General features: G+C 40.7%; 12 protein-coding genes. 5 read left to right on the top strand and 7 right to left on the bottom strand.

Translation table 11 applies throughout. From position 1 onward, the window contains the following. Window positions 1-132: 132 nt before the first annotated feature. Complete coding sequence (locus BUR11_RS11440) at window positions 133-1,020, top strand: alpha/beta hydrolase (protein WP_074224940.1); 888 nt, start codon at window positions 133-135, stop codon at window positions 1,018-1,020. Here the strand turns inward: BUR11_RS11440 and priA are convergent. Genes priA through BUR11_RS11425 form a run of 3 tightly spaced genes read right to left on the bottom strand, consistent with a single transcriptional unit; the run spans window position 1,017 to window position 6,568 of the window. Then, complete coding sequence (gene priA / locus BUR11_RS11435; protein ID WP_074224939.1) at window positions 1,017-3,539, bottom strand: replication restart helicase PriA; 2,523 nt, start codon at window positions 3,537-3,539, stop codon at window positions 1,017-1,019. The two genes, BUR11_RS11440 and priA, sit on opposite strands and share 4 nt — an antisense overlap. 4 nt (window positions 3,540-3,543) lie before the next feature. Next, on the bottom strand, window positions 3,544-5,580 hold the full coding sequence (locus BUR11_RS11430; protein WP_074224938.1) for a thioredoxin domain-containing protein: 2,037 nt from the start codon (window positions 5,578-5,580) through the stop codon (window positions 3,544-3,546). A 7-nt stretch (window positions 5,581-5,587) separates the two neighbouring features. Continuing rightward, window positions 5,588-6,568, bottom strand: a complete 981-nt coding sequence (locus BUR11_RS11425) for a GSCFA domain-containing protein (protein ID WP_074224937.1) — start codon at window positions 6,566-6,568, stop codon at window positions 5,588-5,590. Window positions 6,569-6,719: 151 nt separating this feature from the next. On the opposite strand from BUR11_RS11425, the gene BUR11_RS11420 reads away from it, so the two are divergent. Next, the gene (locus BUR11_RS11420; protein ID WP_074224936.1) at window positions 6,720-7,226 is read left to right on the top strand and encodes a sigma-70 family RNA polymerase sigma factor; all 507 of its coding nucleotides are present in this window, start codon (window positions 6,720-6,722) and stop codon (window positions 7,224-7,226) included. Further along, the gene (locus BUR11_RS11415; protein ID WP_074224935.1) at window positions 7,217-7,807 is read left to right on the top strand and encodes a hypothetical protein; all 591 of its coding nucleotides are present in this window, start codon (window positions 7,217-7,219) and stop codon (window positions 7,805-7,807) included. Before BUR11_RS11420 ends, BUR11_RS11415 begins: the two co-directional genes overlap by 10 nt. A gap of 15 nt (window positions 7,808-7,822) precedes the next feature. Here BUR11_RS11415 and BUR11_RS11410 read toward each other — a convergent pair whose 3' ends face one another. Then, complete coding sequence (locus BUR11_RS11410; protein WP_074224934.1) at window positions 7,823-8,566, bottom strand: DUF1835 domain-containing protein; 744 nt, start codon at window positions 8,564-8,566, stop codon at window positions 7,823-7,825. A 1-nt stretch (window position 8,567) separates the two neighbouring features. Continuing rightward, window positions 8,568-8,993 carry a DUF1801 domain-containing protein gene (locus BUR11_RS11405; RefSeq protein WP_074224933.1) on the bottom strand — a complete coding sequence of 142 codons (426 nt, stop codon included), beginning with the start codon at window positions 8,991-8,993 and terminating at the stop codon, window positions 8,568-8,570. 441 nt (window positions 8,994-9,434) lie between these two features. Between BUR11_RS11405 and BUR11_RS11400 the strand changes: the two genes are divergently transcribed. Further along, window positions 9,435-12,572 (top strand): SusC/RagA family TonB-linked outer membrane protein, encoded by a 3,138-nt coding sequence (locus BUR11_RS11400; protein ID WP_074224932.1) that lies wholly within the window; start codon window positions 9,435-9,437, stop codon window positions 12,570-12,572. Between the two features lie 12 nt (window positions 12,573-12,584). After that, on the top strand, window positions 12,585-14,078 hold the full coding sequence (locus BUR11_RS11395; RefSeq protein WP_074225222.1) for a RagB/SusD family nutrient uptake outer membrane protein: 1,494 nt from the start codon (window positions 12,585-12,587) through the stop codon (window positions 14,076-14,078). Window positions 14,079-14,125: 47 nt separating this feature from the next. Here the strand turns inward: BUR11_RS11395 and gloA2 are convergent, their stop codons facing one another. Continuing rightward, window positions 14,126-14,512 carry an SMU1112c/YaeR family gloxylase I-like metalloprotein gene (gene gloA2 / locus BUR11_RS11390; protein ID WP_074224931.1) on the bottom strand — a complete coding sequence of 129 codons (387 nt, stop codon included), beginning with the start codon at window positions 14,510-14,512 and terminating at the stop codon, window positions 14,126-14,128. Next, window positions 14,513-16,585: a S9 family peptidase gene (locus BUR11_RS11385; protein ID WP_074225221.1), complete on the bottom strand. Its 2,073-nt coding sequence runs from the start codon at window positions 16,583-16,585 to the stop codon at window positions 14,513-14,515. Window positions 16,586-16,624 lie beyond the last annotated feature (39 nt).

Here is a 16,624-nt window from a genome sequence, read left to right as displayed (position 1 = left end):
TGGATTTTGCTTACCTGAAAATAAGGACAATTATGGGATAAGTCCAGTTTTATTGAACCACTTAATTTTTTAATTCCATATTCCGTAAGATTACGTTATTTTAGTAGTCATTGATTTCGGCTACCACCACCTATGAACCACCTAGTTACCTATAGATATTTTTTGGTCTTAGTGCTCTTGATGTTGAATTCCTGTGCATTTAAAGGAGTGCATCGATACAAAGGGCTCGAGTACACCAATTCAGACTTGGATGCCTCTATTCCAAGAAAAAGTCTCAATGTATTTTCTCCCAAAAAAGCAGATAGTCTTCCTGTGATGATCTTTTTGTATGGAGGAAGCTGGGAAAGTGGCAAAAAGGAGATCTATGATTTTTTGGGAAGTAGGATGGCGAGAAGAGAGGTTGTGACCGTGATTGCAGATTATCCCCTTTCTCCCGATTACCAGGTGGAGGAAATGGTCAAAACTGCTGCCCAGGCTGTTCGATGGACCAAAGAAAATATAGCAAAGTATGGAGGAAGCGCAGATCAGATCTTTGTTTCGGGACATTCTGCAGGAGCCCATTTAGCAGCTGTTTTATCTACTAACAATGAATATTTTGAGGAATTGGGTATGGACAACCCAATCAAGGGAGGAATTTTGATTGATCCAGCAGGCTTGGATATGCATTGGTTTTTGAGTGATTATCCATCAGAGGGAAAGAAGTATTTCCAAACCTTTACGGAGAATCCAGATGTTTGGAAAAGCTATTCCCCCATTTACTTTTTGGAAGGGCAAAAAATCCCTTTACTGATATTGGAGGGGGAGCGAACTTATCCTTCCATTTCAGAAAGTATCGACCGGTTTTTGGAAAAAGCCGAAGAGGAAGAGGCGGAGGTGTCCTACGAGTTTTATCCTCACAAAAAGCATATTCCCATGATTACTCAGTTTTTTTGGACGGGGAGTCAGGGATATGATGATGTGTTGGGCTTTATTCGAAAAGAAGCAAGTGAGTCAAGAAAAGCGACTAGCTTGAAACCTTAATTAGGGTCCACGTCTACAATAAACCGCACCGATCGAAATTCTGGTTTAGCCGTAATTTGTTCCTGAATTTGAGCAATTTGCGTTTTGAATTCAGTTTGCGAGGCACCAGAGCGATCCAACTTGATCAAACTTTCGAATTGGTATTGGTTTTTAATTCTTCCAATCAATGCTTTTTCAGGGCCTAACACAATCTTCTTCACCGCGATTCCTGCCATTTGTCGATGCAAATCCATGGCAGCTTTTTCTGCAGTTTTGAAATCGCTGTGCCTGGTAGTGATTTTGATCAGTTTGACATAGGGAGGATAGTAGAATTTTTTTCGTTCATGAATTTCATGTTGATAAAATTCCAAATAATCACCTTTAATAACTTGTTGATAGATGGCCTCATCTGCTTTTCTGGTTTGGATGATGACATTTCCTTTGGCTTCCCTTCTTCCGGCTCTACCTGCTACTTGGGTAATTTGTTGGTATGCCCGTTCTCCCGACCTGAAATCTGGGAAATTTAAAATCCGATCTCCATCCCAGACTCCGACCACTGTGACATTTCCAAAATCCAGTCCTTTGGTGATCATTTGGGTACCCACCAAAATATCTATATGGCCTGAACCAAATTCATCCAGTAATTTTTGATATCCATATTTGCTTCTGGTGGTATCCAAGTCCATTCTTCCGATTCTAGCTTCTGGGAAGAGCAGACTTAAGGATTCTTCAATCCGTTCCGTCCCCATTCCCATCGTGGTTAAATGACTTCCCCCACAAGCAGGGCAGGAGGTAGGGACCTTTTCTTTGTAGCCGCAATAATGGCATCTCAGTTCTTCGGCGAATTGATGATAGGTAAGACTTACATCGCACTGAATGCATTGTCCTGTCCATCCACAGTCTTCACATTGTATGTAAGGAGAGTAGCCTCTTCTATTCTGGAAAATTAGGACTTGCTCCTGCTTGCTCAATGCCTCTTGGATTTTTTCACGCATCATTCTGGTGGAGTCTACCTTTAGCAGGTTTTTTCGCTTATCGGCTCCAAGGTCTGCTAGATGGAATTTAGGTAAGTTGGATTTTCCATAGCGCTCGGAGAGCTCTACCAAACCGTATTTTTGAGTTTCAGTGGCATTAAAATAAGATTCAAAAGAAGGGGTGGCTGATCCTAATAAGGTTTTTGCCTGATGAAAATAAGCCAACATGATGGCAGAGTCCCGGGCCTGAAACCTTGGAGCTGGATCAAACTGCTTGTAGCTGGACTCATGTTCCTCATCCACGATGATCATTCCTAAGCTGTCGAATGGCAAAAAGATAGAGGATCGTACACCCACCACAAAAGGGAATCTTCCTGAGATGACGCCATTCCAGACTTCTACGCGTTCATTATCCGAATACTTGGAGTGGTAAACGCCCATTTGACCTCCAAAAACTTGCTTTAGCCTCGATACTATTTGAGTAGTCAAGGCAATTTCTGGGAGCAACATTAAGACTTGAGAACCCGAGTCCAATACTTCTTTGATCAGTTGAATATAGATTTCCGTTTTTCCACTTCCAGTAATACCATGTAGCAACACCGTAGATTTAGTATCGAAATGGGACTTGATTTCTGAGATGGCAAGTTCCTGTCTTTCTGAAAGTATGATTTCTCCTGCGGTTACTTCCGTTTCATCAATTCGATTGACTACCTGCTTAAAGGACTCAAAGACACCATTTTTAATCAGTGTTTTGAGGGAGCTTTCCGAATCTCCTTCTTCCAACAAAGAAGCTTTATCCAAGCCTTTTTCATTCAGGCTTGGGTTATTAAAAACGGGGATATCCCGCAGGTATTTTAATAAAATAGATTCCTGTTTTGCCTTACCTGACAGTTGTTCGAAGAGCTGTTCCAGGGATTGTTTGTCCTCTGCGATTTCCTGCTTTAAACGAATTCTGGTTTCAACTTTGGGAGTGTATTTATCCTGAACCCGTTCAAAAATCAGAATGGCTTCCTTATAGACCAGACTTTTGAGGATGGGGTGGATGGTCTTGATACCCAGAATCTTCTCACAATCCTCATAGCTGAGCTCCGCCCTGTTTTCCAAAGCTTCCAAAATCAGCTCCTCGCGTGCATCCAGAGGATACGGACTTTCCTCAGCTACGAAATTAGGATGGAGCTGCACTTTACTTTCGCTACTCAGTCTGAGCCCAGAAGGCAATGCCGCCAGCATAACTTCTCCGATATGGCAACAATAATATTCTGCCATCCAGACCCAAAATCGAATTTGGAGCGGGTTGACAGTAGGTTGTTCATCCAAAATGTCTAGAATAGGTTTTGCTTCGTATGCTTTGGGAGGTTTTGAGTGCACCTTGCCAATGATTCCTGTCAGTACTTTTTTCCTTCCGAACTGCACAATGACTCTAGCTCCAATCTGAACTTGGGAAACCAAAGCAGTTGGAATCCGATAGGTAAACATCCTTGGAATAGGAACCGGTAAGATGATATCGGCAAAGGTGTTGTTTCCTTCGTCTGGGAATAAATCTGGATGGGTAATCAAGCTTTCCAAGGAATCAGGCTAAATAGGGTAGTTGAGAAATTGCTTCTTCGATGGTACTTACCGGCTTTTGACAGGCATGGTCGAAGCAAACATAAATTAAAGCATTTCCTTTGGAATCAGGGGTTTTACCCTGAAGTATTGGGGCAGTTTCTGTCAATTCTTCAGAGTAGACCACAAGCGTATTGGCAAGGTATTGTTGTTTCAGTTCCGAAGCGAGTTGACTGGCACCTTTTCCAACAATGGCGATTTCAGCTGTAGGGACCAGTTTTTCCAAATACAGGTTGGCCCAGTTGCAAAGAAATCCGGGTTCTTTGAGAATTAACTCCTTCATTCCACCCAGCATTTTATTGGCCATTTCCTGATATTTTTCATCATAAGTAAACAAAGAAATCCGGTGTAAATTTCTTGCCATCATAGAATTGGAAGCGGGAATGACATTGTCAAAGAGTTCTTTTTTATTGGCTATCAGTTTTTCTGAGTTTGGGTTATTAAAGTAGAAGAACCCATCACTTTCATCGAAAAACTCATTCAAGCAAATGTTTGTCAGGGATACAGCTGCATCAAGGTAGGAGGAAGCACCGGTTGCCTCAAACAGCATCAGGTCTGTTCGGATGAGGGCGGCATAATCTTCCAGAAATGCAGGAGTATAGGCTTGTCCGTTTTTATAGGATCGGAACAACTTTCCTTCCACTGTCATCTTTTTGGAAATAAATTCCCTGTTTTGAATAGCTAGCTTTAAAGCTTCTTGGTTTCCGCTTGCAAGATAGGATTGAATTAAGCCTGTGGACATTAAACCATTCCAGCCACTCAAAATTTTATCGTCTTTTCCGGGGTGGATTCTTCGGTTCCTTACCGATAGTAACTGGCTTTTTACCTTTGTCAGCTTTGAAATCAACTCCTCCTCAGTCATTCCATGATTTGCGGCTACGGTAGCGTAAGTGGAGGTCTGGAATAAAATATTCACACCTTCTTCCCAATTACCAGTGGACTTCAAGTTGTAAAGTTCTGCGAACCAGGCAAGGTGTTCTGGAATGACCTGTTCAAGTTCCTGATAAGACCAAGTGTAGAATTTTCCTTCCACTCCCTCGCTATCGGCGTCTTGCGCTGCTTGAAAAGCTCCTTCTTCTTGTAGCATTTCTTCCGAAAGCCACTGGATGGTTTCATTTACTTTCTCCAGGAAAAAATCTTCTTTGCTTACTTGATAGGCCTTGGCATAGAGTTCCAATAATTGGCCGTTGTCATAAAGCATCTTTTCAAAATGGGGGGCAAACCATTCACCATCTACCGAATAGCGGGCAAAACCCCCTCGGAGATGATCGTATATTCCACCCATACCGATTTTGCGAAGTGTAAACAGAACCTTTTCGATTAAAACTTGGCTGTTGCTCAACAAGGCATAGTCCAATATAAAATTCCAGATTGCAGGCATGGGGAATTTAGGAATCCGGTTCATTCCACCCCAATCAGGATCAAATTGGCTGCTCAATTTGGTAACGATTTCAGCTAGATCATCTGGATCTAATTCCACATCTCCAGGAACAATTCCATATTTCTCTGTTTCTTTTTTGGAAATACTGATACCAAAACCGGCGGCACTTTCTGCCAGTTGATCTTCATGTTTGGCGAAGGCATCCGCGATGTTGGCCAACAGGTTTTTCCATTGGGAATTCGGAAAATAGGTGCCACCATAAAAGGGCTTTTGGTTCGGCATCAAAAATACGTTCAAAGGCCAACCTCCCTGAAGCCCCATGGCCTGCACCGCATCCATGTAGATGTTGTCTATGTCCGGCCGTTCTTCCCGGTCAATCTTGATGCATACAAAATTTTCATTCATCAGGTCTGCAGTGACCTGATCTTCAAAGCTTTCCCGCTCCATGACATGACACCAATGACATGCAGAATATCCGATGGACACAATAATGGGCTTGTTTTCTAGTTCGGCTCTTCTCAAGGCTTCAGGTCCCCATGGGTACCAGTCGACCGGATTATGAGCATGTTGTAGAAGATATGGGCTTTGGCTATTGATCAGCCTGTTGGAAGGTTTACTCATGGTAGATTCAGAATTCGGAAAGCGTATTGGTTACGGTCTCCAGTTCTTTTGAAAAATCAATTTGACTGTTCAATCGTTCCAGTTTCTCTTTTAAGTTTTGAAGGAATTTTTGATGTGCGATGCTTTTTGGGTTCAGTGGTCTATGTGCAAGCTCCAGTTTGACACTTTTAATTTTTTCAAACAATCCTTGGGATTCTTCTGTGAACAAGGAATTTTGCCACTTGCTCCAGATATAATCTTCTGCTTGTAAAGTAGGGTGGATCAAATCAGGTTTATAAAAGCGATATTCCCTTAATTCATCTACCATGATTTCATAGGAGGGGAAATAATGTACCTGTTCATATTCATTGGCAAACTCCCCACACAATACCCTTAATAAACTCTTGCTCAGTTGATTTTCAGGGATTCCATCTTTGATATGTCTAACTGGACTAAGCGTTAAGATGATCTGCAAATGGGGATTCTTTACTTGAAGCTTTTGAAAAACCCGAGCGAGCTGATTGGACATTTCATCCAGTCCCGTCAATCTTTTTGAGAATAGTTTTCCGGGCTGCTTATGGCAATTGGCTACGGGTTCCGAACTTTCAGCCAACTCATAAAGCCAAGCTGTTCCCAGAGTCAAAATCAAATAATTACTGGATAAGAGGTATTCCTTAGTGAGAAATCGTTCACCTGTCAATCTACCTCTGAGTTCCTCAAAAGAATAGCCCATCACTTGGGAATGTGCCCAATAATGAAAATGCATTCCATCTCGTTCGAGAAACATATTTTCGGGAAGGTATTGATCTTCCAAAGCAGCTTCGAGCAACTGACATATGGGGATAGGGTGGAAGAGGGTTCCAAATGGATTAATTAAAATATCCATTTTTAATTCCTGCATTCTTTTCCCCATGGTTTCCGCAAAGCAAGAGCCTAGGCTAAGAATCTTATCTGTGTGAGAAATAGGTTTTGGATGGGGAGGAATTTCAAAACTTGTGGTCCATTGCATATTCGAAAATAAGCATTTGGTATTTTAGAAGACAGGATTTCTGAAATGAATCAAAGAATGGGTTTTTGGTTCAAATTGATTTTTTTGAAAAAAAATGAGGTGATCTGTGATTTTTTTCTTGATAATGAGACTAATGAGTAAAACCAAGTAAATGAGTAAGGAAGAAGAATTCGTCAATCTAATTCAGGAGAATCAAGGGCTGATCTACAAGATTACCTTGGTGTATTCCAATGAAAAGGAAGAACAAGATGATTTGTATCAGGAAATTGTTTACCAAACCTGGAAGTCATTTGATCAATTTAAAAAGGCTTCCAAGCCAAGTACCTGGCTTTATAGAGTGGGGATGAATACGGCAATTACTCATTTAAATAAATCAAAGAAGAAACCCTTGTTGGTGTCATTGGATCATTCTTTTATGAATTATTCAGAGTCGGTTGATTCAGAAAAAGAAGAAAAGATCAAATGGCTGTATGCACAGATCAGGAATCTGAATTTATTGGATCGAGGAATCATGTTCCTTTTTTTGGAGGGGAAAAGCTATGAGGAGATAGGCCAGATTACCGGAATATCCACAAGCAATGTGGGGACTCGAATGTCCCGAATCAAACAAAAACTAAAATCTGAAGCCGAGCCTAAACCAACGAAGATATGGAATTAGAAGAGATGCAATCATTATGGGCTGATCTGAGCCAAAAAATTGAAAAACAGGATAAAATTCAAAAAGAACTACTCATGGAAATCACCAAACAGAAATTCAGAAAGAAACTCAACCATATTCGCTTTACTGAAACCATAGGTTCCATGATATGTTTTGTCTACGCCATGTATTTGCTTTCAAAACTTCCTGAACTTGAATTGTGGTACAATCAGGTATTTGCCATGATTACCATTTTGATCATGACCATTTTGCCTATTTCAAGCTTGTCTGCGATCAAAGCAATGAGAAGTGTCAAAATTGATCATGAAGCGCCTGCCAAAATGTTGGAGAAGTTTGAGAAAGCAAAAATCAGATTCTGGAAAGTGCAAAAATATGGGATGATATTTGGTGCCTTGGTTCTGGTGACTGTATTACCTCCGATTTCAGAGATCCAAGGATCAGGGGACATGATATCCAAACCATTGTTTTGGGTGATCTATCTGCCTGTAGCCCTGTTATTCATGTTTTTATTCAGTAGATGGGCCCTTGGAAAATATAAAAATGTAATAGATTCTTCCGAGAAATTGCTTTCGGAATTGTAACAAAAAAAGAAGCTGTCAAACAGCTTCTTTTTTTATTTCTTCCAACAGTCTTTTTACTTGGAGGTCACCAAAACCATAAATGGGTACTCTTTTGATGAATTCTAAAAATATTTTTTTGAACTCATCCGTCTTAAGCTCAGCCATGATTTCCAGTAATGTGGCTTTTGGCTTTCCAGGGTAGCCTCCATGAGGAATGGCATCTTTCCATGCTTGTACAGCTTCCAGCAAAAAGGGCAACTCATAATGATCTTGTTTGGCAAGTGTCAAAGCTTCGTCTATATGTTGCAATTGATACAGGGTCCATAAATTACCCAAGATAGACCTTTCGTTTTTACTTAGTAATCGGGCGTCTCTAAAATGTTCATGCAGTTGCCGTTCATTCAATTCAGCAAACCCCAAACGGATATCTGCTTTTTCGGGAAGGACTAGATAAACTTCTCCTTGATGCTTGCTAAGCAAGTTCATGACAAACCATAAGTTTACCTGGCAAAAAAGGTCTTTCTCAAACCAACAATACACCTTCTCATCCGATCTAGCGGTTAATATTTTTTCAAATTCTGGAACCACTTGCTCAAAGTATCCAACTTCTTGACTTCCAAAATTAGTGGTTAGGTACTCATTCCTGATTACCCATAATTCTTCCAGAGAGTGGGCTTCTACCGGTCCGTCTAAAAGGCATTCTCTGACTATGGCTCGTTGGCCATGAATATCGGGAGGGAATTTTGAGGCTAAAGAATCTCCATTTAAAATGTGTAGCATGCTAGGTTGATTTTTGGTCCTTTTTTATGATTTGGGAATAACACTCACGAATCATAGTTCGAAGGACAGGCTCATTGATATCAGTTAATTTATTAATATATAAACAGCCTTTGCTGATTTTGTGTTTCCCCAATTGATTGAATGATTCTTCAAGATCGGAAAAACTTTTCATTAGGTAAATGGAAAGTGATTGCTTTCTTGGTGAGAATCCTACAGTAAACCATTCTTCCTCCCTTCCGGATTTATAGGAGTAGGTAAACCTTCCGAACCCGATGATACTCGGTCCCCACATTTCGGGGCTTTCTCCTGTCTCTTCCTGAAAAATTTCCAACAACTTGAATCCATCTTTTTTTCTGGTTGGGTTTTCGACGGAATTCAAAAAATCTGGTACTGAAGACTTGTTGGGTCTTGTTTTTAATTCTGTCATTTTATAATACGATTATATTTTATTCTATAAATATATAAAATAATAGTATTATATATTTTTAAATAGTAATAAAACAGGTATTTAAAATTTAATTGTATAGACAATTATTATATAATTAATTTACCTAAAACATAAGTAGATTTTGTACAATATTTTGTCTTAAAAAAATTCAATAAAAAATTAAATAGCCTTCTTAAAATATTTCAATTTTGACCGATAATGGTATAAGTGTCTCAAAAACAGACACTTTTGAGAATTGTTCTCTAATAGAGCTAAATATTATTTCAAAGAAGATTTTTGCCGTATTTGTAAACTTTTTATTAGAAATAGGATTATTATTTGGTTAATAATGATGCTTACTTGTTCTTGTTTAAGTAATTTTAACATCCCTAAACCATTGTAGTTTTATTTTAAACTAGTGTAAACTAACCAACAAAATTTATGAGAAAAGCATTACTAAGCTTACTCTTTGGATTGGTAATTACTGCTTCGGCATGGGCGCAAAGTCGCACTGTGTCAGGTAGGGTTGTCTCTCCCGAAGAGCCAGAAGGACTCATTGGAGTCAACATTTTAGTGAAAGGAACCACCATTGGGGTGGTGACTGATTTGGACGGTAGTTATGTCCTGCAAGTTCCAGATGGAGCTACTACTTTAGTCTTCAGTTACATTGGGTATTTATCCAAAGAAGAAGAGATCGGAAATAGAAGTGTAATTAACGTAAGTCTAGATCCAGATGCTCAAAACCTGGAAGAGGTGGTAATCACCGCCTATGGTGGAACGGTAGACAAGGGCAATTTTACCGGTTCTGCTATTGCTTTAAAGTCGGATAAAATTGCGAATAGACCAATCAACAACGTAGTCAATGCCATTGAAGGACAAGCTCCAGGTGTTATTACTACTTCTGCTTCTGGTCAGCCTGGTTCCACTCCAGCTGTACGGATCAGAGGGGTAGGTTCTGTTAACTCCTCTTCGTCACCCTTATATGTGGTGGATGGTGTCCCTTATGATGGAGACCTTTCTAACCTCAATCCAGAGGATATTGCTGATATGACCATTTTGAAGGATGCTTCCTCTTCCGCATTGTATGGTTCAAGAGCTGCCAACGGAGTGATCATGATTACTACTAAAACGGGTAAGAAAAACCAACCTACGTTCAACTTGAGAGTTCAGCAAGGTTTCTCTGGTAGAGCTTTGCCAGAATACGATCGAGTGAATGCAGGCCAATATTACCCTGTAGTATGGGAATCATTGAAGAATAGCCAGATTGGCTCTGGATCTTCTGAGGCAGATGCGGCGCTTTATGCATCCGAAAACTTGATCGATGTATTAGGTTATAATGTATATAATGTTCCAGATGATCAGGTTGTAGGAACTAATGGCCTACTGAATTCTAGTGCAGTCAACAATTTCCAAGGCTTGGATTGGTTTGATGAGCTTCAGAGAATGGGAGATCGTAAAGAATACAATATGACGTATTCAGGTGGATCTGAAAAGACGGATTTCTATACTTCTTTCAACTATTTGAATGAAAAAGGATTCGTGATCAAATCAGACATCGAACGTTTTACTGGTAGATTGAATGTGAATACCGCTCCTACTAAATGGATGAAAACCGGTATCAACCTTTCTGCTACCATGAGTGAAGGAAACAATGCTAGATCGGGTGGAAGTTCAAGTTTTGTGAACCCATTCTTTACGGCAAGATCCATGGGGCCAATTTACCCCGTGTATGCTCAGAATATGATGACTGGTGGATTTATCTTGGATGAATTTGGTCAGAAAATTTATGATACAGGTGACCTTGTGGACCTAGGCCTTCCAAGAAGAGGTTCTGGTGCTTATCCAGGTCGTCACGTGGTTCAAGAAACCAATCTGAATGTGGATCGATTTGACAGGGATGTGATTTCATCTAGAGCATATGTGGAAGCTACCTTCCTAAAGAACTTCAATTTCAGAACGAATATCTCTACCGATATGACTTCATTGCTTGATATCGGGTATGACAACCAAATAGTAGGGGATGGAGCTCCAGCTGGTAGAACCAGAAGAGAAAATGTAAGAACCAACTCTTTGACGTTTAACCAATTGCTTTCTTACTCAAACACCTTCAATGACAAGCATTTCTTGGAAGCTTTGGTAGGTCATGAAAATTATGACTTGAAGATTGATAGACAATTCATCTCCAAGCAAGATCAAATCCTTGCCGGAAATATCGAGCCAGACAACTTCGTAACAACTAACTCTGCTACTGGTAGAGTAGATAGAGATCGAATTGAATCCTATTTCAGCAGAGTGAATTATGTATATGATGATAAATATTCATTCTCTGCTTCTTGGAGAACTGATGGTTCATCTAGATTCTTCGAAGATGTAAGATGGGGAACTTTCTATTCAGTAGGTGCTGCTTGGACCATTGATAGAGAGGATTTCTTCAACTCAGGCTTCTTCCAGTTGATGAAGTTAAGAGCTTCTTATGGTGAAGTTGGTAATAACAATGTGGGGGGGTATTATCCTTGGCAAGCCTTGTATGACTTAGGGTTCAACAACGCATCAGAACCAGGAATCCTCCAGGCTTCTCTTGCTGCAAGAGACCTTCAGTGGGAATCCAACAATACATTCGATATCGGATTGGACTTTGCTTTTGCCAATAGATTCTCTGGTACCATCGAATACTTCAACAGAGAGTCTCAGAACTTGTTGTTTGAAGTTCCACTTTCTTTGACAACTGGACTATCCACTAAATTCCAAAACATTGGTACCATGGCTAATAAAGGTATTGAATTCAATATCGCAGGTGATGTGGTACGTTCAGGTGATTTTAAATGGAATGTTGGTTTGAACGTGTCTACCTTCAAAAATGAGTTTAAAGAACTTCCTTTTGACGAGCAGATCAACGGTACCAAAAAGTATGTAGTTGGCAGATCTATCTATGACTTCTGGTTGAGAGACTGGTATGGTGTAGACTCAGAAACTGGTGAAGGATTGTTCAGAGCAGATGAATACGATGCTTCAGATGAAGACATCAGAATTGTGGGTCAGGATACATTGACTACTGATTCCGGAAATGCTAGATATCACTTCGCAGGTAATGCAATTCCAGATTTCTTTGGAGGTATCACCAATACGTTTACCTACAAAGGATTCTCTCTTAATGTGTTGATGAGCTTTGCTGTAGGTGGAGATATCTACGATGGTATTTATGCTGGTTTGATGTCGGCAGACCCTGATGGAGGTGCTTTGCATACAGACATCTTGAACAGATGGCAACAACCAGGTGATGTGACAGATGTTCCAAGAATGGATGTCACAGCCGCAGCACAAACCAATGTGGCCTCAGATCGCTGGTTGACCTCAGCATCTTACTTGAATCTAAGGTCTATCAACTTATCCTATACGTTCCCAAGAACGTTGCTTGAGAGAGTAAAAATGAAAGGTGCAACGGTATATCTAGCAGGTGAAAACCTGGGCTGGTTATCTTCTAGAAGTGGAATGTATGTATCTGGAACCTTCAATGGTACCACTTCCAATACATTCACCCCAGCTAGAACATTTACTCTTGGTGTAAACGTGAACCTGTAATTAAGAATGACGATGAAAAAATTATTAAGCAAAATATTTATCGCAGGAGCACTTTTAGTAAGTACTAGTTGTGCTGATGATTATCTGGATACGCTTCCTACGGATGCGGTATCTGAAGCGGCGGTTTTTACCACCACACAAAATGCCATGACAGCCTTGAATGGTATTCATAGAATGATGTTTATCCGTTTTGATAGCCAGGGTCAACCTGCTGAAGGAGGGGTAATGATCATGCGTGAAGTTTTAGGAGATGACGTAGTCATGACCGGTACAGCCAATGGTTGGTTTGTCGCTATGAGTAGATGGTTAAGACATAACAATGACAGCCATAGTGATGTCCGTTTCGTATGGAGATTCTACTATAAAGTGATTGGTAATGCCAATATGATCATCGCGAATATTGATGCGGCAGATGGCCCTCAATCTGAGAAAGATGAAATCAAAGGCCAGGCATTGGCTTACAGAGCTTGGGCTCATTTCAACTTGGTCCAATTATTTGCCAAGAGATATGAGGCAGGAGGAGATAATTCCAATCTAGGTGTTCCAATTGTGACAGAGCCAATTACTGAAGGTGGTCCAAGAAATACCGTTGAGGAAGTTTATGCTCAGATCAATTCAGACTTAGATACTGCAATCGGCTTATTGACTACCGGCAGAAATGCAAAATCTCACTTGAATATCAATGTTGCAAAAGGTATCAAAGCAAGAGTAGCATTGACTCAAGGAAATTATTCCCTAGCTGCCCAAATGGCGAAAGAAGCTCAAGAAGGGTATTCTTTCATGAGTACTGAGCAGTTGTATGAAGGGTTCAATAATGTGGATAATCCAGAATGGATTTGGGGTAGTGAGCAGGTGGATGATCAGCAGACATTCTTTGCTTCCTTCTTCGCTTACATGTCTTTGAACTTTAGCTCTACCAATATTAGAGGTAATCCTAAAGCGATCAACAGCTTACTTTATGACATGATTCCAGATACAGATGCTAGAAAAGGTCTTTGGGATCCTAATGCCTCTGATCCAGAATTGAGGGATCCATTCATTGATGAGATGACCCTAGGTAGTTTCTCGAAAGTGGATTACATGAACCGTAAGTTTATTGCACAAGGGAATGCTTCTTCTGTGGGCGATGTCCCTTATATGAGAGTAGCTGAAATGTATTTGATCGAGGCAGAAGCTCTTGCTAGATCTGGCAATGATGCAGAAGCTGCTCAAGTTTTATTTGACTTGGTATCTGCAAGAGACTCGGCTTATACGCTTTCTACCAATACAGGAGATGCTTTGATTGAGGAAATCATGATTCAAAGAAGAATCGAGTTATGGGGTGAAGGATTTAGATTCTATGACTTGAAGCGTTTGAACTTGCCTTTGGACAGAACAGGAGCTAACCACGTGGACAACGTAATCAACTCCAAGTATACTGAAGAAGCAGGTACCAACGATTGGCAATGGAAAATTCCAATCGATGAATTGAATGCGAACGACCAATTGGTTCAAAATCCTTCCTAAGGATTCATAATAAGACAAAAGCCCGGGGATTTATCCTCGGGCTTTTTTTATACTTCATAAAATTCGATGGGCAAATCATCCGGATCTGCGATGAAGGTAAATCGTCTTCCCGTGTGTTCGTCCACCCGAATAGGCTCTGATTTTATTTGGTGTTTTGTTAATTCAGCAATGCAAGAATCCAGATTGGGAGTAGCAAATGCCAAATGCCGCATTCCTGCTGCCTCAGGCCTGGAGATTCGCTTTGGAGGGTCTGGAAAAGAAAATAGTTCAAGGATATAATTCCCATTTAATGCCAAGTCCAATTTATAGGAAGTTCTTTCTTTCCTATAAACCTCTCTTATGATTTTCAACCCTAAGATCTCCGTATAGAATTTTTTGGATCGCTCATAGTTAGAACAGATGATGGCAATATGATGGACTCCTGATAAATGCATTTAATCCATCAGGTGTTTCTGGAGAAAATCAGCTGTTGCTTGGTCCACACGGATCATGTTGGACCATTTCATCCAATGGTGCGTGTCACCTGGAATGATTATGGATTCATAGGACTTGCCCAGTTCCTCAAATCTTCGGATTAAATCCACGGTTTGTCTTACAGGTACATTTCGATCATCATCTGCATGGATGAATAAAATAGGGGAGGTCCAAGTGTTCAGATCTGCTATCGGAGATGATTCCCAGGCCGTTTTTCTTGCCAAATCCAGGTCTGGAGCCTGTTCATAATTCGGAGAAAGGTCATACCGTCCATCTAGATCATGTACTCCATGAATATCAACGCCAACTTTAAATAGATCTGAGTCCCTTGCCAAAGCCAAGGCGGTTAAATATCCTCCATAAGAACCTCCGTAAATCCCGATTTTGGCCGGATTTACCTGGGGTAAGTTTGCCAAATATTTGCCTGCAGCCTTTACGTCCTGGTACTCCACTGCGCCTTGATAGTAAGCACCAGCAGGTTTATGGAATTCGTAACCGTAGCCTATTCCCAGTCTATAATTGACAGAAAGTACAACGAAACCCAAATTGGCCAAGTATTGATTGATGGAATAGGTATTGGAATAATAGTCCATATAACTCCACCCTAATAGCATTTGCCTCTGGGGACCTCCATGCACAAAAACCACGGCTGGTTTAGTGGAAGAACCACCTTCTTTTTCAAATAACTGCCCATAAACAGTGGTTCCATCAGGGGCGGTGAAGTTCACTTGTTTTGGAGTGACCAACTGGTGTTGGGGAAAGTCAGTGGGGATGAGGGATTCTCCCAGTAATTGAGTGCTGTTCCCATCTTTTACTGCTACCAAATGAGAACGCTGGGCGGTAGCACTGAAGAAGGCCAATTTACCAGATTCACCCACCCAAACTGGGTATGCTTCGATACCAGTTCCAGCGGTTTCCCAGGTTAATTTTCCATTGGAAATCTCAACTGAACCTATATGCCTTCTATCAAGATCTTCTGGTTCTGAGCCAGTATTTGCTGAGAAAACAAGCTTTTTTCCATCTGGGCTGAGTTTAATTTGCTCTACCATGTAATTCCCCGGTGTCAGTAATTTGGAGGCCTTGGAATTAATATTCAGAGCATATAAATGTTGCCAGCCATCTTCATAGGATAAGTAAACTAAGTCCTCGTTGCCTGAAAAATCAAAGAAAGGATAGACATAGGATGCCGCTAAGGTTTTGGGAGCTTCCCAAAGTTTTTGACCCTTTTCCGATCCGATAGTTGCTACCCAGATTTCCCAAGGACTGTGTCTAGGTTCTAAAACAGGGAATGCCGCCCCATTTTCCCCAGGTCTTCTGATAAAAGCAATCTTCTTGCCATCCGGAGACCAGTGAATATTAGAGTCTCGATGGAAAGAGGGGGTTATCCATTGAATGGGAGTTTCTGGATTTTGGTAGATTCCTATCATGGAATGTGAACCCCTATTGACAACAAATGCGAGTTGCTTACCATCTGGAGAATAGCTGAGCTCATTAATGTTACCCTTGATTTCAAACAATTGACTTGGTTTCTCAGAACTATCCAAATTTGCCGACCAAACCTGGCCTCCTTTCAAAAATAAAAGTTGATGTGGAGGGCCAAATACAGGAGCATCCGCTTCTGCAACCACCTCAAGTTGTTGAGTGGATAGATTTATTTTCCAGATTTCTACTTTGGGAAGTACAGGAAGATTTTGTGCATTGACCGTGGAAGATGCATTCCCTCCGCCATGATCTCCACCTCGCACGAATACCAGCCATTTTCCATCTGGAGAAAACTGAAGACTAGAAATTTCTTGTCCATCATCTTTATCAAAGGGGGTAAGTTTTTTTGGAGTGAACTCAGGGCCTTCCGCCAGGTAAACGTTCCGTCTTCCTTGCTCATTCATAGCCCAGGCTATTTTTTCTCCGGTGGGCGAACTAGTTAATTCAGAGGGGAAGGAAAACTTTCCTACTTGCTCCATGGTAAAGTTTTGGGCAAATAAAACGGAGGAAAGAAGGAAAAATACAAGCGTAAGAAAATGGTTAGGTCTCATAAAGGAGGTGGTCAAATGATTGCAAAGATTGATGACTAG

Source organism: Algoriphagus halophilus (assembly GCF_900129785.1).
Lineage (GTDB): Bacteria > Bacteroidota > Bacteroidia > Cytophagales > Cyclobacteriaceae > Algoriphagus > Algoriphagus halophilus.
This window is presented reverse-complemented; position numbering and strand designations above follow the sequence as displayed.